Genomic DNA, 17,943 nt, shown 5'->3' with positions numbered 1-17,943 from the left:
CCGCGCCGGAGCGCGGGGCCGTCGTGGCCGGGCCGGAGCGGGGGCCGTCGACCGAGGCGGCCAGCACGCGCGCCGTGCAGAAGGGCGCGACGCTCTCCAGGGCCGAGAGCTCGCGGGCCAGCCGCATCCGCGTCTCGGGATCGCCGCGGAACAGCGACTTGACCGCGACCGGCCCGCCGCTGGGCGCGAGGTAGACGACGCCCTGACCGCCCTCGCCGAGTCTGCCGGCCAACCGGAACGGGCCGAGCCTGTCCGGGTCGTCAGGGGTGAGGGAGGTCGCGGCCATGGGGGCAAGGCTGTCGACGCCCGTCCGGCATGGACATGCTCCAGGGCGACGGACATGCGCCGGGGCGTGCGGGATCTGCCCGGCTGTCCGGGCCCGGCTGTCCCCTCCGCGGCGCCGGGAGTGCCGCCGGGGTGGGGTGTTTAGGCGGCTCCCTCTTGGAAAGAGGACGGCTGTTCTTCCGCCGGATCACTACACGGAGCCCCGTTTCACGATGTTCTACTGGTAGATCAGTTGATAAAACGCGCCATGTCGCGACGTGTCACCCATTACGCTCCGGTAGGCCCCCGTCACTCGAACCGTGGAGAGTCCCGTGGCCATCGATCTTGTTACCCGTCGCGAGTGGGGGGCCCGGCCGCCACGCGGCTCCTACGGCCGGCTCGGCTCCACCAGAGGCGTCAAGGTCCACTACACCGGCGGCCAGGTCAGTCCGGACATCGTCAACGACCACGCCAGATGCGTGGCCCTGGTGAGGTCCATCCAGAACCACCACATGGACGGCAACGGCTGGATCGACGTCGGATACTCGATGCTGGTCTGTCCGCACCGGAAGGTGTTCGAGGGCCGCGGGCCCAACCACCTCCCCGCGGCCAACGGCTCCGGGCTCAACAGCGGCCACTACGCGGTGCTCGGCCTGGTCGGCTCGTCCGGGTTCACCCAGCCGACCGACGAGGTCCTGCACGGCATCCTCGACGCGGTCGAATACCTCCGCGACAAGGGCGGCGCGGGCAACGAGATCAAGGGCCACCGGGACGGCTACTCCACCGACTGCCCCGGCGGGCCGCTGTACGCCTGGGTGCGGCGCGGCGCGCCCCGGCCCGGCGGCGGTCCCACCGACCCGCCCGAGCCGCACCCGTCCTTCCCCGGCCGCGTCCTCAAATACCCGCCGGTCATGATCGGCGAGGACGTCCGCACCTGGCAGCGGCAGATGCGGGCGCGCGGCTGGGGCATCGACGTCGACGGCATGTACGGCGAGGCGTCCAAGGAGATCTGCCGTGCCTTCCAGCGAGAGAAGGGCCTGGCCGCCACCGGCGCCGTCAACCGCGCCACCTGGCAGGCGACCTGGGAGGAGCCCGTCACCTGAGCCGCCGGTGACCGTCCCGACCGGACCCCGGAAGAATGTTCTTCAGCGATGGCGCTTACTATCCGGTGCATGACGGTGCCGCCTGAGAGACTCCGATCGGCCGCCGATTTCCCGCCGACCACGCGGGAGCGGTGGCGAGAGCTGGCGCTCGGGGTCCTGCGAAAGTCCGGAGCCGAGACCGGCTCCCCCGAGGAGGCTCTGGCCTCGGTCACCTACGACGGGGTGACGATCGCGCCACTCTACGACGCGTCGGACCTCCCGGATGATCCGGGCCTGCCGGGCGCGGCCCCCTACACCCGCGGCTCCCGGCCGGAGGGCGGGAGCTGGGAGGTGCGGCAGCGGCACGAGGTGGCCGATCCCGAGGCGGTCCTGGCCGACCTGGAGAACGGCGTCGACTCGCTCTGGCTCGCCCTGGAGCCCGAGGACCTGCCCCGTGTCCTGGAGCGGGTCCATCTGGAGCTGATCTCGATCACCCTGGACGCCGGGGAACGGACCCGCGAGGCGGCCGAGGCGCTGTTCGCGGTCGCCGAGGGCAAGCGGGCCGCCGCGGGCCTCTCCGGGCACACCGGGGACGGGCCGGCCGCCGCGGACCTCTCCCCGGAGACCGGGGAGAGGGGGACAGGAGACGGTCCGGTCCGGGAGAGGGGGCCGGGAGAGCTCGCCGGGAGCCTGGGCGCCGACCCGCTCGGCGACCCGGAGACCGCGATCGACCTGGCCCGGCGCTGCGTCGCGGGCCATCCGGGACTGCGGGCGGTCGTCGTGGACGGCACGCCGTACCACGACGCGGGCGGCAGCGACGCCGAGGAGCTCGGCTGCTCCGTCGCGGCCGGGGTCGCGGCCCTGCGCCTGCTGACCGGCGCCGGTCTCACCGTCGACGAGGCGTTCGGGCAGCTGGAGTTCCGCTACGCCGCCACCGCCGACCAGTTCCTCACCATCGCCAAGCTCCGCGCCGCGCGCAGGCTCTGGGCGCGCGTCGCCGAGGTGTGCGGGGCCGGGAGCGGGGCGGGGCAGCGGCAGCACGCGGTGACCGGCTCCGCCATGATGACCGCCCGCGACCCCTGGGTGAACATGCTCCGCACCACGCTCGCCTGCTTCGCCGCCGGCACCGGCGGGGCCGACGCGGTGACCGTGCAGCCGTTCGACACCCGTCTCGGCCTCCCCGACGCCTTCGCCCGGCGCATCGCGCGCAACACCCACTCGCTGCTCGTCGAGGAGGCGGGGGTGGCCCGGGTGATCGACCCGGCCGGCGGCTCCTGGTACGTCGAGCGGCTCACCGAGGAGCTGGCCGGCCGGGCCTGGGAGTGGTTCCAGGAGATCGAGGGCGCCGGCGGCATGGCCGCGGCCCTGGAGACGGGACTGGTCGCCGACCGGACCGCGGCCACCTGGGCGCGGCGGGCGGAGAACATCGCCCACCGCCGCGACCCGATCACCGGGGTGAGCGAGTTCCCCGACCTCGCCGAGCGGCGGCCCGTCCGCGAGCCCCGGCCCGGGCCGGTCCGGGGCGTCCACTACGCCCAGGCGTTCGAGGAGCTGCGCGACCTGGCCGACGCCCAGGAGACCAGGCCGAGCGTGTTCCTGGCGGCCATCGGCCCGGTGGCCGCGCACACGGCCAGGGCGTCGTTCGCGGCCAACCTGTTCCAGGCCGGGGGCATCGCCACCGTGACCGCCGGCCCGGGCGCGGATCCCGCCGGACCCGGCGCCGCCGCGTCCGGCGTCGACCCCGGCCGGATCGCCGCCGCCTTCGCCGCCAGCGGCGCGAAGATCGCGTGCCTGTGCTCCAGCGACAGGCTGTACGGCGAGCACGCCGAGGCCGTGGCCGCCGCGTTGCGGCAGGCGGGGGCGGCGAAGGTGTGGCTGGCGGGGAAGGGAGAGTATGTGGGCGTGGACGCCAACCTCTACGCCGGGTGCGACGCGCTCGGCGTGCTCCGCACGACCTTCGACGACCTGGGGGTGGCTCGATGATTCCCGACTTCTCCGGAATCGGGCTGGAGGGCGGCCCCGTCACGCCGGACCCGGCCGGTTGGGCGCGGGCCGTACGGCGGGCCACCGGGCAGGACCCGGAGGGGCTGGAGTGGGAGACGCCCGAGGGGATCGGGGTCAAGCCGCTCTACACGGCCGACGACCTGGCCGGCCTGGACTTCCTGGAGACCTATCCGGGCGCCGCGCCGTATCTGCGCGGACCGTACCCGACCATGTACGTCAACCAGCCGTGGACCATCCGGCAGTACGCCGGGTTCTCCACGGCGGAGGAGTCCAACGCCTTCTACCGGCGCAACCTGGCGGCCGGGCAGAAGGGCCTGTCGGTCGCCTTCGACCTGGCCACCCACCGGGGCTACGACTCCGACCACCCGCGCGTGGCCGGGGACGTCGGCATGGCCGGGGTGGCGATCGACTCCATCTACGACATGCGGCAGCTGTTCGACGGGATCCCCCTCGACAGGATGAGCGTGTCGATGACCATGAACGGCGCGGTGCTCCCGGTGCTCGCGCTCTACATCGTGGCGGCCGAGGAGCAGGGGGTGGCGCCCGAGCAGCTCGCGGGGACCATCCAGAACGACATCCTCAAGGAGTTCATGGTCCGCAACACCTACATCTACCCGCCCGGCCCGTCGATGCGCATCATCTCGGACATCTTCTCCTACACCAGCGAGCGGATGCCGAAGTTCAACTCGATCTCGATCTCCGGATACCACATCCAGGAGGCCGGGGCCACGTGCGACCTGGAGCTGGCCTACACCCTCGCCGACGGGGTGGAGTACCTGCGGGCGGGGGTGGGGGCGGGCCTGGACATCGACAGGTTCGCGCCGCGCCTGTCGTTCTTCTGGTGCATCGGCATGAACTTCTTCATGGAGGTCGCCAAGCTGCGGGCCGCCCGGCTGCTCTGGGCGCGCCTGGTGTCCGGGTTCGGGGCGGCCGATCCCAAGTCGCTGTCGCTGCGGACCCACTCGCAGACCTCCGGCTGGTCGCTCACCGCCCAGGACGTGTTCAACAACGTCGTACGCACCTGCGTCGAGGCGATGGCCGCCACCCAGGGCCACACCCAGTCGCTGCACACCAACGCCCTCGACGAGGCGCTGGCCCTGCCCACCGACTTCTCGGCGCGGATCGCCCGCAACACCCAGCTCCTGCTCCAGCAGGAGTCCGGCACCTGCCGGGTGATCGACCCCTGGGGCGGCTCCTACTACGTCGAGCGGCTCACCCACGAGCTGGCGCGCAGGGCCTGGGGGCACATCGAGGAGGTCGAGGCGGCCGGGGGCATGGCACGGGCGATCGACGCCGGGCTGCCCAAGCTCCGCATCGAGGAGGCCGCCGCCCGCACCCAGGCGCGCATCGACTCCGGCCGCCAGCCGGTCATCGGCGTCAACAAGTACCGGCCCGACGCCGACGAGGTCATCGACGTGCTCAAGGTCGACAACACCGCCGTCCGGGCCCAGCAGCTGGACAAGCTCCGCCGTCTGCGCGAGGAGCGCGACGCCGACCGGGTGGCCCAGGCGCTGGAGGCGCTGGCCAAGGGCGCGGCGGGCGACGGCAACCTGCTCGCGCTGTCGGTCGAGGCGGCCCGGGCCAAGGCCACGGTCGGGGAGATCTCCGACGCGCTGGAGCGGGTGTTCGGACGGCACGCCGGTCAGATCCGCACGATCTCCGGGGTCTACCGCGAGGAGGTGGGGTCGGGCGTGGAGGAGGTCCGTACGGCGTGCGCCGAGTTCGAGCGCCTGGAGGGCCGCCGCCCGCGGATCCTGGTGGCCAAAATGGGGCAGGACGGCCACGACCGGGGCCAGAAGGTGATCGCCACGGCCTTCGCCGACCTCGGCTTCGACGTCGACGTCGGCCCGCTGTTCCAGACGCCCGAGGAGGTCGCCCGCCAGGCGGTCGAGGCCGACGTGCACGTGGTGGGGGTCTCCTCGCTGGCGGCCGGGCACCTGACGCTGGTGCCGGCCCTGCGCGAGGCGCTCGCCGAGCTGGGCGCCGGCGACATCATGATCGTGGTCGGCGGCGTCATCCCGCCGGGTGACTTCGACGAGCTGCGCGCCGCCGGCGCCGCCGCCATCTTCCCGCCCGGTACCGTGATCGCCGACGCCGCCCGCGGGCTGCTCGGCGACCTGCTCACCCGGCTGGGCCATGACGCGGGCGCTTGAGGACTATCTCCAGGGGGTGAAGGAGGGCTCCAGGGCATGGATCGCGCGGGCGATCACGCTGGTGGAGTCCTCCAGGGCCGACCACCGGGAGCTGGCCCAGCGGCTGCTGGTCGCGCTGACCCCGCTGGCCGGCAAGGCGCGCCGGATCGGCGTCACCGGCGTGCCGGGTGTCGGCAAGTCCACCTTCATCGACGCCCTCGGCGTGCACCTGACCGGGCAGGGGCACCGGGTGGCGGTGCTGGCCGTCGACCCGTCGTCCACCAGGACGGGGGGCAGCATCCTCGGCGACAAGACCAGGATGTCCCGCCTGGCCGCCGACCCGGCGGCCTTCATCCGCCCCTCGCCCACCTCGGGCACCCTGGGCGGGGTCACCAGGGCGACCCGCGAGGCCATGGTCGTGGTGGAGGCGGCCGGATACGACGTCGTGCTCGTGGAGACCGTCGGCGTCGGCCAGTCGGAGACCGCCGTCGCCGACATGGTGGACACCTTCCTGCTGCTCGCCCTGGCCAGGACCGGCGACCAGCTCCAGGGCATCAAGAAGGGCGTGCTGGAGCTCGCCGACGTGATCGCGGTCAACAAGGCCGACGGCCCGCACGAGCTGGAGGCCAGGAAGGCGGCCCGGGAGCTGGCGGGGGCGCTGCGACTGCTCCGCTCGGAGCGGTCGGTGCCGGTGCTGACCTGCAGCGGGCGCGAGGGCAGCGGTCTGGAGGAGCTCTGGGGACAGCTCGTCCGGCACCAGGAGGCCATGGCCGCCTCCGGCGAGCTCGCCGCCCGCCGCCGGCACCAGCAGGTCGCCTGGACCTGGTCCCTGGTGACCGAGCGCCTGCTGGCCAGGCTGCGCGAGCACCCCGAGGTCGCCGCCATCACGGCCGAGGTCGAACGGGACGTCCAGGCCGGGGCCCTGACGCCCTCCCTGGCCGCCGACCGTCTCCTGGCAGTCTTCACGCACTGACACGCCCGTGCCGCGGCCGTCTCCCCGCGGGTCTCCGACGCCGGCCCGCCCGGTCCACGCCGCCCGGTCCACGCCGCTCCGCGCCGCCCGGTCGCGGGCGGGCGGGAGTGTGTGGACATGACTACGTTGCGTGACTTTCAGTCAAGATGCTCGATGCGTATTGTGTCCATTTCATGTGAATTGCCACTTAATGGAACGATTCATTTGTGGGTCGACAAAACTATTGTTCCGTTTCTGGGTTGATGGTCTGTGTGGATCATGTGATACTTCGTCCCGAGCGTTACGAATGTCGTAATAAAGCACTCTTCGGATACGTGAGTGTGAGATAAGGCGCATGGCGAGGTACGGGAAGGCCGCAGAAGGGTCGCCGGTCGACCGGCCCTGACCTGTTTCCCGTGTGGGGGTCGGCCACGACGGAGTGGCGGATCCCCGGATTGCGCCCGTGCCGCCCCGGTTCGCCGTGGGCGGTGGTCACGCTGCGTGGATCCGTTCCATGCGAAGTGGGAGCTTCAACAATGTCGATCGATACGGGCACGCGGGGGGCGCGGCGGGCCAGGACCGCTCCCGCCCGCCAGATCCTCCCCCGATTCATGAGGGATCCGGTCAACGCGCTGGCCGAGCTGGGCCGGCAGGCGGGCGGGGAGGTCGTCCGGCTCAACCTGGGGCCGTTCCGGCCCTATCTGGTCACCCACCCCGAGCACGTCCAGCAGGTGCTGCGGGCCGACTGGACGAACTACCGGCGCGAGGGGATGTTCTGGCGCCCCCTGCAACGCATCCTCGGCGCCAGCATCCTCGGCGAGGGCGGGCCCTGGGAGGAGAGCAGGAAGATCCTGCAGCCCCTGTTCACCGTCCGCTACGTCGCCTCGCTGGCCGAGGAGATGGCGCGGACGATCACCGCGCGCGTCGAGGAGCTGGACGGCTACGCCCGCGACGGGCGGCCCATCGACGCCGCCGAGGAGATGGCCGGCATCGTCAACCAGGCCGTCATCAGGGTGCTGTTCGGCGACAAGATCACCCGTGCGGACGGGGAACGCCTCGCGCCGGCCTACGACACGGCCGCCACGTCGATCAACTTCAGGCTGCTCATGCCGTTCGCGCCCTACTCCGTCCGGGTGCCCGGTGACCGGGCCTTCATGAAGGCCGTCAGGACGGTCGACGACGTGGTGTTCCCGGTGATCCGCAAGGCGCGGGCCAACCCCGACGGCGGTCTCGACGTCATCTCCGCGCTCTGCCGGGCACGCGGGGAGGAGGGCGGGGAGGCCGTCGACCGGCAGATCCGCGACGACCTGGTCAGCGTCTACGGCGCGGCCTCGGAGTCCACCGCGATGACCCTGACCTGGCTGTGGCCGCTGCTGGAGGCCCACCCCGAGGTGGCGGCCAGGCTCTATGACGAGATCGACCGCGTGGTCGGCGCCGGGCCGGCCGTCCCGGCGCACCTGCCCGAGCTGGTCTACACCCGCATGGTCCTGCAGGAACTCCTGCGGCTGTACCCGGCGGGCTGGATCTTCCCCCGGATGGCCATGGAGTCGGGGGAGATCGACGGCGTGCCGGTCAGGGCGGGCTCGCAGGTGCTGATCAGCCCCTACGCCACGCACCGGCTGGAGGAGTTCTGGGAGCGCCCGCTGGAGTTCGACCCCGAGCGGTTCGCCCCCGGAGGCAACGAGCGCCGGCACAAATACTCCTACTTCCCCTTCGGGGGAGGGCCGCACCAGTGCCTGGGGCAGCACCTGTTCTACGTCGAGGCGCCGCTGCTGGTGGCGGCCATCCTGAGCCGCTTCCGCCCCACGGTCGCCGGTCAGGGGCCGTTCACCCCGGCGCCGGCCGCCTCGCTGCGCCCCAGGCAGAAAGTCGAGCTGAACCTCCACCCCCTCCAGCGCGTCCCCGGGCGGGTGCGATGACGGTGCAGCCCGCCCTCGCCGCCTGGCCGGCGGCCGCGGGCTCCGGGACGGTCTGCGCCGTGGCCGGGCAGTCCCAGCGGGAGATGCGCGGCTGGGCACTGGCCTATCCGGACCTGTTCTCCGCCAAGCCGTTCGACGAGGCCCTCTACAGCACCCTGTCGCTGGCCATGGCCTTCAGCGGGCCGTGGTTCACCGCCGAACAGCTGCGGATGGCCAACAAGGTCTGCCTGTGGGCGTTCGGCCTGGACTGGCTCGTCGACTACGTCTCCACCTCGCGGGCGGAGGCCGAGGACGTCGCGCGGCGGTGCCTGGAGGTGGCCGAGGGCGCTGCGCCGGTCCCCGGCGACGACCTCACGCGCCTGCTGGCCGACATCCGGGACGGACTCGCCGCCGCGCCCGCCTTCCCCGTGCTCGGCCCCGTCTGGCGCGAGGAGCTCCGGCTCATGCTGGAGGCGATGCTGCGGGAGTGGCGCTGGAAGAGCGAGGGCGCCACGCCGAGCTTCGGGGAGTATCTCGGCAACGCCGACAACCTCGGTTTCTGCTTCGCCTTCGTCTCCCACTGGATCCACACCGCGGAGACGGCGGCGATCCCCGACCTCGACCGTGTGCGCCAGGCGGCCCGCGCGGTGCAGCGGGTGATCCGCCTGCTCAACGACATGGGGACCTACGGGCGGGACCTGAGCTGGGGCGATCTCAACTCCCTGCTGCTCGGCGTCACCCGCGACGAGGTCGAGCGCGAGGCCGCCCGGCTCGCCGCCCTGAGCCGGGAGCTGATCGACCCGATCCGGGCCGACCGGCCCGAGCTGGCCGGCTACCTGGAGCGGCAGATGGACTTCTGCGCGGGCTTCTACCGGGTCGGCGACTACTGGGGCAGCCTGTGAGCGTCGACGATCTCCTCCTGCCGGACACCGCGCGGCCGGCGGGCCGGACCGGGATCGACGTGCCCGCCGCGGCGCGCGAGCTGGTCGCCGGGCTCGTGGCCGAGCCGTACGGCCAGGTCTCGGCCTCGGTGTACGAGACCGGGCGGCTGGTGAGCCTGGCCCCGTGGCTGACCGGCCACGCCGAGCGCGTCCGCTTCCTGCTGGCCGCCCAGCGGCCGGACGGCGGCTGGGGCGCCCCCGGCGGCTACACCCCGGTGCCCACGCTCAGCGCGACCGAGGCGCTCGTCGCCGAGCTGCGGCGCGACGACCCCGATCCCGGCCTCGACCTCGCGGCGGTGAGCCGCTCCGCCGACCGCGGCCTGGAGCTGCTGCGCGGCTGGTCACGTGAGGACCGCTGGCCCGTCCTGCCCGACATGCCGGCGATCGAGCTCATCGTGCCGGCCCTGGTCCTGCGGATCAACGGGCATCTGGCGCAGGGGGACGGCGCCGAGCTGCTGGACCTCCCCGCGGGCATGGACGGCGCCAAGCTGTCGGCGATCCGGACGTGGCTGGCGACGGGGGCGGCGGTCCCGCGGAAGCTGGTCCACGCGCTGGAGGTCGCGGGCGAGGCGGCGGTCCAGGCCCCGGGGATCGTCCCCAGCCTGGTCGGGGCGGTCGCCGGCGCCCGGGACGCGGCCGTCGGCACGATCGGGGCCTCACCCGCGGCCGGCGGCGCGTGGCTCGGACCGGCGGGCGGGCCCGGCCCCGGCGATCCGGTGCGGCGGTATCTGGAGGCGGTCGCGGGCAGGTACGGCGGGCCGGTGCCATGCGCCCTGCCCATCACCGTGTTCGAACGCGGATGGGTGCTCAGCTGGCTGCGGCGGGCCGGCGTCCCCGTGGACGTGCCGCCCCAGCTGGTGGCGAGCCTGGGGGAGACGCTCGGCCCGGAGGGCACCCCGGCGGGGCCGGGGCTGCCGCCGGACGCCGACACCACCTCGGTCGCGCTCTACGCCCTGGCTCTGCTGGGGGAGCCCCGCGAGCCGGACGGCCTGCGGGTGTATGAGACGGACACCCATTTCTGCACCTGGCGCGGGGAGGAGGGGGCCTCCCCGACGGTCAACGCGCATGTGCTCGACGCCTTCGGGGAGTACGCGCGCCGCCGTCCCGCGGCCGCGCCGCGTTACGCGGAGGCCACCGGCAAGCTGGCGGCGTGGCTGCGCGGCTGCCAGCGCGAGGACGGCAGCTGGCTGGACCGCTGGCACGCCTCGCCGTACTACGCGACGGTCTGCTGCGCGCTGGCCCTGGAGGAGTTCGGCGGTGAGGAGTCGGCGGGCGCCGTGGACGGCGCCGTGCGCTGGATCGTCGCCACCCAGCGCGGCGACGGGTCCTGGGGCCGCTGGGAGGGGACTGCGGAGGAGACCGCCTACGCGCTCCAGACCCTGCTGCTGACCGCTCCGGCGGCCGGGCGGGAGCGGGCGGAGGCGGTGGAACGGGGGTATCGCTACCTCCGGGGCGCGGTCGGGGACCGGGGCGTGCCGATCGACGCGCCGCCGCTCTGGCACGACAAGGACCTGTATCTGCCGGTGGCGATCGTCACGGCTGCCGTCCTGGGGGCGCTGCACCTGGCACGTCCGGCGCAGGTCGTCGCGGCCGGGTGACCCGGTCGCGACGACGGAGGGTAACCGGAATTCAGCGGATAATTTTGTCCGGAAAAGGACAGATGAGTCCATGAGATCAATGTCGCCTTGAGTGTATTTGATGACATTGCTAGGGTTCTCCGGGTGCGGAACGGATGTCGCCGATCACATGATGTGGCGCCGATTATTCACACACGTTAATTGCCGTGAAACGTACTGTGATTTCCTTTAACTTTCACCAGGATGGATGCTATGCGCTTGCGCAACGCGCGTTTGCGGACCAAGGTCACGGCGCTTCTGGTGTCCCTTATCGCGCTGTGGGCGTTCACCGCATGGGTGACGGTGCGCGAAGGTCTGAACATGCTCGGAGTGGCCAGTCTCGACTCGGGCATCGCCGAGCCGAGCGAACGCCTCCTGGTGGAGTTGCAGGCGGAGCGGAGGCTCAGCCTGGTCATCCTGGGCGATCCCGGCGCCGCCCGGCAGCAGCGCGGACTGCTGCAGGCCCAGCGCAGGCGGACCGACGCGGCCGGCGCGGACTTCCGCAGGCTCGCGACCGGCGGCAACGTGCGGCTGCTGGGGAGTGAGGCCCTCGAGCGGCGCGTCGCCGAGGTGTTCCAGGAGCTGGACGGCCTCGGCCCCGGCCGCAGGGACATCGACGCCGGGCGGAGCGGCCGGATCCCGGCGGCCGCGGCGTTCACCGAGGTCATCGACTCCCTCTACCGCATCTACGACTCGATGGCGACGCTCGACGACAAGGAGATCGCCAAGGACACCCGCACGATCATCCAGTTGAGCCGGGCCCGGGAGATCCTGGCCAGGGAGGACGCGCTGGCGGCGGGCGCGCTGGCGGCGGGCCGGCTCACCGACGACGAACGCGACCTGTTCGCGCAGGTCGTCGGCGCCCGGCGGTTCCTGCTGGAGGAGACCGTGGCCGAACTTCCGCCCGCCGACCGCGAGTCCTACCAGCGCCTGGCCGCCGGTGAGCCGTTCACCCGCATGCGCGCCATGGAGGACCAGCTCATCCGGAGCGCTCCGACGCCCCTGCCCGACCCCGTCACCGTCAGGCAGTGGACCTCCGCCACCCAGCCCGCGCTGTCGCAGCTGCAGGAGGTGGTGCTGGCGGCCGGCGACGGCGTGGTCGAGCGGGCCACCCCGGTCGCGGTCGGCGTCGTCGTGCGGCTCTCGCTGGCCGGCGGCCTGGGGCTGCTGGCGGTCATCGCCTCCGTCGTCCTGTCCATCACCACGGCCCGCGCCCTGATCCAGCAGCTCGAGAAGCTGCGCGTGGCGGCCTGGGAGCTCGCCAACGAGCGGCTGCCCTCGGTGGTGGAGCGGATCGGCCGCGGGCAGGAGGTGGACGTCGCGGCCGAGGCGCCGCCGCTGAAGTTCGGCGACGACCAGATCGGCCACGTCGGCCAGGCGTTCAACGCCGTCCAGCAGACCGCGATCAAGGTCGCCGCCGAGCAGGCCCAGCTCCGGCGGGACATCGCCGACATCCTGCGCAACCTCGCCCGCCGTACCCAGTCGCTGGTCCACCGCCAGCTGAGCGTGCTGGACGTCATGGAGCGCCGGGAGAACGACCCCCAGGAGCTGCGGGACCTGTTCCGGCTCGACCACCTGGCGACCCGCATGCGCCGCTACGCCGAGAACCTCCTCGTGCTGTCCGGCGCGGCTCCCGGCCGCGCCTGGCGCGACTCGGTCCCGATGATCGACGTGGTCCGCGGCTCGCTGGCGGAGATCGAGGACTACACCCGGGTCGACGTGCTGCCCCTGGGCGACGCCGCGCTGGACGGGCGGGCCGTGGGCGACGTCATCCACCTGGTCGCCGAGCTGGTCGAGAACGCCGCCTCCTTCTCCCCGCCCTACACCACCGTGCAGGTCAGCGGGCACTCCGTGGCCCACGGGTATGCCATCGAGATCGAGGACCGGGGCCTGGGCATGAGCCCGGAGGACATCGAGGGGGCCAACGAGCGGATCGCCAACCCGCCGGAGCTCAAGCTGTCGGGCAACGCCCGCCTGGGCCTGTACGTGGTCAGCCGCCTGGCCGAGCGGCACGAGATCCGCGTCACGTTCAAGGCCTCGCCGTACGGCGGCACGACGGTCGTCGTCCTGATCCCGCAGGAGCTGGTCACCGAGCAGCCCGGACAGGCCGAGCCGGAGCCCGCCGTCAGCGTGCCGCAGGCCCGCACGGCGCTCGGCGGCGCGCCGGCCCTGCCGGCACCGCGCGGCCTGGGCGGCGGCCCACTGGAGATCATCGGCGGCACCGGCCCGGGCGACGTCCCGGCCGCCGGACCGTCCGGCAGGAGGGAGAGCGCCATCGAGGAGAGCATCATCGAGGAGAGCACCCGCGCGGCGGCGCCGTCCCGGCGGCAGGAGACGGGCCAGCCGGCCGGAGGCCGGCACGCGGCCAACGGCGAGTCCGGCGCCCCCGGCTCCTCGCTGCCGCCCGTCATGCCCCCGCCCGACACCAGTCACACGCCGGGCGGCCTGCCGCGCCGCGTCCCGCAGACCCACCTCGCCGCTCCGCTGCAGGAGGAGGAGCCGCCGCCGGCGCCCTCGCCCGAGGACGACGGTGACGAGCGCTCGCCGGAGACGATCCGCGCGGCCATGGCCTCCTTCCAGGACGGCACGCGCCGCGGCCGCTCCGACGCGGCGCAGCTGCTGGAGCGGGGCGGTGATCCCGCCGGCGGCGGAGAGCCCCACATGTGACACCAGTGATGATCTCGGATTCGCGCGTGCCGGCCCGGCGCCGACGAGCCGCCGGAGGCCGGTGACCGGACGCCCGCCGGCAGAAAGAGGACAACGAGTGGTGCAGGGAACAGGATCTTTCACCGACCTGGCCTGGTTGCTGGATGACCTGGTCGCGCGAGTCGGGGAGGCCGAGCACGGGATCGTCTTCTCCTCCGACGGTCTGCTGCTGGCCGCGTCGGCGGCGTTCGACCAGGCCGACGCCGAGCACCTGGCCGCCGTGGGATCGGCGATCCAGAGCCTGGGACGGGGGGTCAGCGACCGGGTCGACGGCGGCGCGGTCCGCCAGACCATCATCGAGATGCGGTCGGCGTATCTCGTCGTGACCGCCGCCGGCCAGGGAGCCTGCCTGGCGGTGCTCTGCACGCACGAGGCCGACGTCGGCCTGGTGGCCTACGAGATGGCCATGCTCGTCACCCGGGTCGGCCAGTACCTCACCTCGCCCGCGCGGGCGGCGGGGTCCGCCATGGACGACGTCCCGCGATGAACCCCCTCGAGGAGCATTCCGACACGCAGTGGGTGGGCGAGGAGGCCGGGCCGATCGTCCGGCCGTACGTCCTCACCCGCGGCAGGACCGAACCGACCCAGGGCCGGTTCGACCTCATCACCCTGGCGGTGACCGTCCGCTCCACCTCCCCGAGGGAGGCGGGCCTCGACCCGGAGTGCCTGGCCATCGTGCGGTTCTGCCAGCAGCCCCAGTCGGTCGCGGAGCTCGCCGCGCACATGAACCTTCCCGCAGGCACCATCCGTGTCCTGCTCAGCGACCTGCTCGACCAGGGATTCATCGCCCTGCAAGAGCCTCATTCGGAGACGGACATGCACGACGAAAGGCTGTACAGGGCGGTGCTCGATGGACTCCGTGCACTCTAGCCGTGACGCCGGGCGGGTCAAGCTGCCCAAGGCGATCAAGATCCTGGTCGCCGGCGGCTTCGGGGCCGGAAAGACCACACTGGTCGGCGCGGTCTCCGAGATCGCGCCGCTGCGCACCGAGGAGACGCTGACCAACCGGGGCCTCGGGATCGACGACCTGTCCGGGGTGGAGACCAAGCAGACGACCACGGTCGCGATGGACTTCGGCCGCATCACCATCGGCGACGCCTACCGGCTCTATCTGTTCGGCACCCCGGGACAGGAGCGGTTCTGGTTCCTCTGGGACGAGCTGGCCCTGGGCGCCCTGGGCGCGGTCGTGCTGGCCGACACCCGCCGGCTGGCCGACTGCTTCCCCTCCCTCGACTACTTCGAGCGGCGCGAGACGCCCTTCGTCGTCGCGGTCAACTGCTTCGACGGGGCCCGCCGCTACGACCTCGACGAGGTCAGGCTCGGCCTGACGCTCCACGAGGACATCCCGGTCGTGCTCTGCGACGCCCGCAGGCGGGAGTCGGGCAAGAAAGTACTGATCACTCTCGTGGAGCACGCCATGAGGATGCGCCTGGGCACGGCGCCGGCCGCCGGGGACGCGACGCCGGTGCCCTGACGCCTCCGTCCCCGGGGCCTCCCCCCGGGGATGAGTACTGACCCTCAGGGGATCACTTGTGCCCTCCAGACAGCTATGAATCAGCTCTTCCCGCTCTCCGATCCGCCCGGGGGTCCGTGCCGGGCGTGCCACGATGACGGCGATCACGAGGAGCTCATCACGGGGAGAGATCTATGTGCGACGATCCGGCCGTTCCCCCCGCCGTGGCGCGGGCACTGGAGGAGTACGGGGCGCTGCTCGCCGGCCACGGGGTCACCTGGGGCGAGGACCCCATCTTCTACGTCAGGTCCATGGCCACCGACGCCTACCTGATGGGCGCCACGACCTTCTGGGAGGTCTGCTACGGCACGCTCCGGGCCCGCCATCCAGGCACCCCTCTCCGGCAGCTGCGCGACCGGCTGACCGAGCTCGACATGGACGAGGTCGTGCGCGACGTCCTGGCGGGCGCCCTGCCCGACAATCTCGCCGCCCTCCGGCTCACCGGGGAGGGCCGCGCCGTCGAGGCGCACGCGCACGCCGTACTGGACGGCCGGCCCCTGCGCACGACGCTGCTGGTCGACTCCACCCGGGACGAGCCGGTCACCGTGCTGGTGGACGGCCACGCGCACGAGGTCGGCCCGCGCGGCGCCCGCCTCATCAGGATCACCAGCGCCAGCGAGGTGGTCGCCGACGGCGCGCGGGTGGACCTCGCGCCCCTGACCCGCCCCGCCGCGGCCGCCCGCCTGCGGCTGCGCGCCGGGTTCCCCTGCAGATGGAGCGTGTACGGCGAGCACGGGCAGGGCTGGTACCCCGAGGGCGCCCCCGCCCGGCGCGACCACCACGTCCGGCCCTACTTCCACGGCGACGACCTCGTGCTGGACGTCCCGGCGGAGCCGCTGACCGTGCGGGTCTCCAGAGGGATGGAGTACGGCTCCGCCGAGGTCGCGCTCAGCCCCGTCCCCGGCGCGGAGACCCTGGTCGAGCTCACCCCCGAGCGGCTCTACGACGCGGCGGCGGCGGGCTGGTACGGCGGGGACATGCACGTCCACCTCAACTGGGCCGGGGACATGGTCGGCACGCCCGCCCTCGCGGCGGCCATGCAGCACGGCGAGGACCTGCACGTGCTCAACCTGGTCGCCGGCAACGTCTCCTCCGAGCGGGTCTACGACTCCGAGGCGCTGGCGCACTGGGCCGGCCGGGACCTGCCCTGGTCGGACGCCACCCACCTGGCCAGGGTCGGCGTCGAATACCGCAACGACCTGCTCGGCCACCTCTACGCCTTCGGCGTCTCGGCCCCGCCCTCGCGCTTCCACACCGGTTTCCTGGGCACCGCGGACTGGCCGCCCAACAGCGTGGCCTGCCGGGAGCTGCGCGGCCTCGGCGCCATCACGGGCTACAGTCATCCCTTCCACCCGCCGGTCCACGACGACGACGTCCCGGACAGGGTGCTGGCGTGGGGGCGCAACTGCTCCGCCAGGGAGATCGTCGCCGACGCCGCGCTCGGCCTGGTGGACAGCCTCGACGTGCTCAACCACAGCTCGATCGCCGCGACCGCCGCCGTCTACCGGCGCCTGGTCGGCGCGGGCAACCGGCTCGCGGTCACCGCGGGGACCGACGCGATGGTCTCCTTCGCCCGGCGCGGCAACCAGTCCAGCCCACCGGGCTGGGCCCGTGTCTACGCCCGCGTGGACGGACCGCTCACCGCCGGATCCTTCGCCGAGGCCGTCCGGCGGGGCCGTACGTTCGGCACCACCGGCCCCTGGCTGGAGCTGTCGGTCGGCGGCCACGGGCCCGGCGCCACCCTGGACCTCTCACCGGGAGACCGGGTCACGGTCACCGTGAGATCGGTCGGCCCCGAGGTGGAGAGGCTGGAGATCCGCACCGCCGACGGCGTCCTGGCCGAGGGGCCGCCCGGCGAGCTGACCGCCGAGCTGACCGTCGGCGACCCCACCTACGTCGTCGCCGTGGCCGCCGGCGGACCGCACGAGCGCGCCTTCACCGACGGTGTCCACGCCCACACCAGCCCGGTCTATCTCGACGTCGACGGCCGCCACGTGGCCAGGGCGCAGGACGTCCGCTGGTGCCTGCGATGGCTGGACGGCATGGAGGCGCTGCTCCGGAAGGAGGGCGTCTTCGACACCGCCGGGCAGCTCGGCGACCACCTGGAGCTGATCGGGCGGGCCAGGGAGGTCTACCAGGCCCGCCTGGGCTGACGCTCGGCGGCCGGGCCTTCCGGGAGGCTCGGCTGTCGGGGCCTTCTGGAAGGATCGTCCGATGGACGCGAAAACGGTTCTCCGCGTGGCGGACGAGTGTCAGACCCTCCTCGGCTCGGGGCTCGAGGGCGACTGGGGGAGCGGGATCCCCGGGATGGAGTGGACGGTCGCCCAGGTGGTCGCGCACATCTCCGACACCCTCCTGTGGTACGCCACCGACTTCGCCGCCGGAGAACGCGAGCTCAGCACGGTGGACCTGCGGGTGCGGCCCGACAGCTCGCCGGCGGACCTGGCCGCCACCGTCGGGGTGTTCGCCACGGTCGTGGCGCGGGTCGTCCAGGGCAGCCCGGCGGGGGCGCGCGGCTGGCACCCGTACGGCATGGCCGACGCCTCCGGGTTCGCGGGCATGGCCTGCGACGAGATGCTGATGCACACCTACGACGCCGCCCTGGGACTGGGGCTGCCGTTCACCCCGCCCGCCGAGCTGAGCGCGGCGACCCTGCGCCGCCTGTTCCCCTGGGCGCCGCACGACGGCGACCCGTGGCAGACGCTGCTGTGGGCCAACGGCCGCGCGGACCTCCCCGGCCGCCCCCGCCAGAGCGACTGGCGCTGGCACTGCGCCCCGCTGGAGGAGTGGGACGGCGTGGCCCCCTGAGGCGCCGGCCGCCGGGGTCACTACTGT

The 17,943-nt window shown here is 73.2% G+C and carries 13 protein-coding genes and 1 pseudogene; 13 read left to right on the top strand and 1 reads right to left on the bottom strand.

Annotation, left to right across the window (positions count from 1 at the left end):
• A pseudogene (locus ACZ6R6_RS33200) lies at positions 1-286 on the bottom strand (hypothetical protein); the annotation flags it as partial.
• Between the two features lie 310 nt (positions 287-596).
• Between ACZ6R6_RS33200 and ACZ6R6_RS33195 the strand changes: the two are divergent.
• From ACZ6R6_RS33195 to ACZ6R6_RS33135, 13 genes are all read left to right on the top strand, one after another.
• A complete protein-coding gene (locus tag ACZ6R6_RS33195) occupies positions 597-1,367 on the top strand; it encodes a peptidoglycan recognition protein family protein (protein WP_470100063.1) in 771 nt (256 codons plus the stop codon).
• A gap of 69 nt (positions 1,368-1,436) precedes the next feature.
• Positions 1,437-3,329, top strand: a complete 1,893-nt coding sequence (locus ACZ6R6_RS33190; protein ID WP_470100061.1) for a methylmalonyl-CoA mutase subunit beta — start codon at positions 1,437-1,439, stop codon at positions 3,327-3,329.
• A complete protein-coding gene (scpA, locus tag ACZ6R6_RS33185; RefSeq protein ID WP_470100059.1) occupies positions 3,326-5,503 on the top strand; it encodes a methylmalonyl-CoA mutase in 2,178 nt (725 codons plus the stop codon). The genes ACZ6R6_RS33190 and scpA overlap by 4 nt, the downstream gene beginning before the upstream one ends.
• On the top strand, positions 5,487-6,455 hold the full coding sequence (gene meaB, locus ACZ6R6_RS33180; RefSeq protein ID WP_470100057.1) for a methylmalonyl Co-A mutase-associated GTPase MeaB: 969 nt from the start codon (positions 5,487-5,489) through the stop codon (positions 6,453-6,455). The genes scpA and meaB overlap by 17 nt, the downstream gene beginning before the upstream one ends.
• A gap of 515 nt (positions 6,456-6,970) precedes the next feature.
• Positions 6,971-8,353: a cytochrome P450 gene (locus ACZ6R6_RS33175; protein ID WP_470100055.1), complete on the top strand. Its 1,383-nt coding sequence runs from the start codon at positions 6,971-6,973 to the stop codon at positions 8,351-8,353.
• Entirely contained in the window at positions 8,350-9,234 is an 885-nt protein-coding gene (locus ACZ6R6_RS33170) for a terpene synthase family protein (RefSeq protein ID WP_470100053.1), read from the top strand. Before ACZ6R6_RS33175 ends, ACZ6R6_RS33170 begins: the two co-directional genes overlap by 4 nt.
• Positions 9,231-10,871 (top strand): prenyltransferase/squalene oxidase repeat-containing protein, encoded by a 1,641-nt coding sequence (locus ACZ6R6_RS33165; protein WP_470100051.1) that lies wholly within the window; start codon positions 9,231-9,233, stop codon positions 10,869-10,871. The genes ACZ6R6_RS33170 and ACZ6R6_RS33165 overlap by 4 nt, the downstream gene beginning before the upstream one ends.
• 231 nt (positions 10,872-11,102) lie before the next feature.
• The gene (locus ACZ6R6_RS33160; protein WP_470100049.1) at positions 11,103-13,556 is read left to right on the top strand and encodes a sensor histidine kinase; all 2,454 of its coding nucleotides are present in this window, start codon (positions 11,103-11,105) and stop codon (positions 13,554-13,556) included.
• A gap of 97 nt (positions 13,557-13,653) precedes the next feature.
• Entirely contained in the window at positions 13,654-14,082 is a 429-nt protein-coding gene (locus ACZ6R6_RS33155; RefSeq protein ID WP_470100047.1) for a roadblock/LC7 domain-containing protein, read from the top strand.
• A complete protein-coding gene (locus ACZ6R6_RS33150; protein WP_470100045.1) occupies positions 14,079-14,465 on the top strand; it encodes a DUF742 domain-containing protein in 387 nt (128 codons plus the stop codon). The genes ACZ6R6_RS33155 and ACZ6R6_RS33150 overlap by 4 nt, the downstream gene beginning before the upstream one ends.
• A complete protein-coding gene (locus tag ACZ6R6_RS33145; RefSeq protein WP_470100043.1) occupies positions 14,446-15,069 on the top strand; it encodes a GTP-binding protein in 624 nt (207 codons plus the stop codon). The genes ACZ6R6_RS33150 and ACZ6R6_RS33145 overlap by 20 nt, the downstream gene beginning before the upstream one ends.
• A 173-nt stretch (positions 15,070-15,242) precedes the next feature.
• Positions 15,243-17,261: a CehA/McbA family metallohydrolase gene (locus ACZ6R6_RS33140; RefSeq protein WP_470100041.1), complete on the top strand. Its 2,019-nt coding sequence runs from the start codon at positions 15,243-15,245 to the stop codon at positions 17,259-17,261.
• Between the two features lie 61 nt (positions 17,262-17,322).
• Positions 17,323-17,916 carry a maleylpyruvate isomerase N-terminal domain-containing protein gene (locus ACZ6R6_RS33135; protein ID WP_470100039.1) on the top strand — a complete coding sequence of 198 codons (594 nt, stop codon included), beginning with the start codon at positions 17,323-17,325 and terminating at the stop codon, positions 17,914-17,916.
• Positions 17,917-17,943 lie beyond the last annotated feature (27 nt).

The sequence above is a fragment of the Streptosporangium sp. NPDC048886 genome (genome assembly GCF_055586905.1).
The sequence above is the reverse complement of the archived record's forward strand: the minus strand, read 5'-3'. Positions and strand labels throughout refer to the sequence as shown.

Bases quoted from the DNA above. Each gene is read 5' to 3' on its own strand.
- ACZ6R6_RS33190 (WP_470100061.1), top strand. From the start codon at position 1,437: ATGACGGTGCCGCCTGAGAGACTCCGATCGGCCGCCGATTTCCCGCCG.
- scpA (WP_470100059.1), top strand. From the start codon at position 3,326: ATGATTCCCGACTTCTCCGGAATCGGGCTGGAGGGCGGCCCCGTCACG.
- meaB (WP_470100057.1), top strand. From the start codon at position 5,487: ATGACGCGGGCGCTTGAGGACTATCTCCAGGGGGTGAAGGAGGGCTCC.
- ACZ6R6_RS33175 (WP_470100055.1), top strand. From the start codon at position 6,971: ATGTCGATCGATACGGGCACGCGGGGGGCGCGGCGGGCCAGGACCGCT.
- ACZ6R6_RS33170 (WP_470100053.1), top strand. From the start codon at position 8,350: ATGACGGTGCAGCCCGCCCTCGCCGCCTGGCCGGCGGCCGCGGGCTCC.
- ACZ6R6_RS33160 (WP_470100049.1), top strand. From the start codon at position 11,103: ATGCGCTTGCGCAACGCGCGTTTGCGGACCAAGGTCACGGCGCTTCTG.
- ACZ6R6_RS33150 (WP_470100045.1), top strand. From the start codon at position 14,079: ATGAACCCCCTCGAGGAGCATTCCGACACGCAGTGGGTGGGCGAGGAG.
- ACZ6R6_RS33145 (WP_470100043.1), top strand. From the start codon at position 14,446: ATGGACTCCGTGCACTCTAGCCGTGACGCCGGGCGGGTCAAGCTGCCC.
- ACZ6R6_RS33140 (WP_470100041.1), top strand. From the start codon at position 15,243: ATGTGCGACGATCCGGCCGTTCCCCCCGCCGTGGCGCGGGCACTGGAG.
- ACZ6R6_RS33135 (WP_470100039.1), top strand. From the start codon at position 17,323: ATGGACGCGAAAACGGTTCTCCGCGTGGCGGACGAGTGTCAGACCCTC.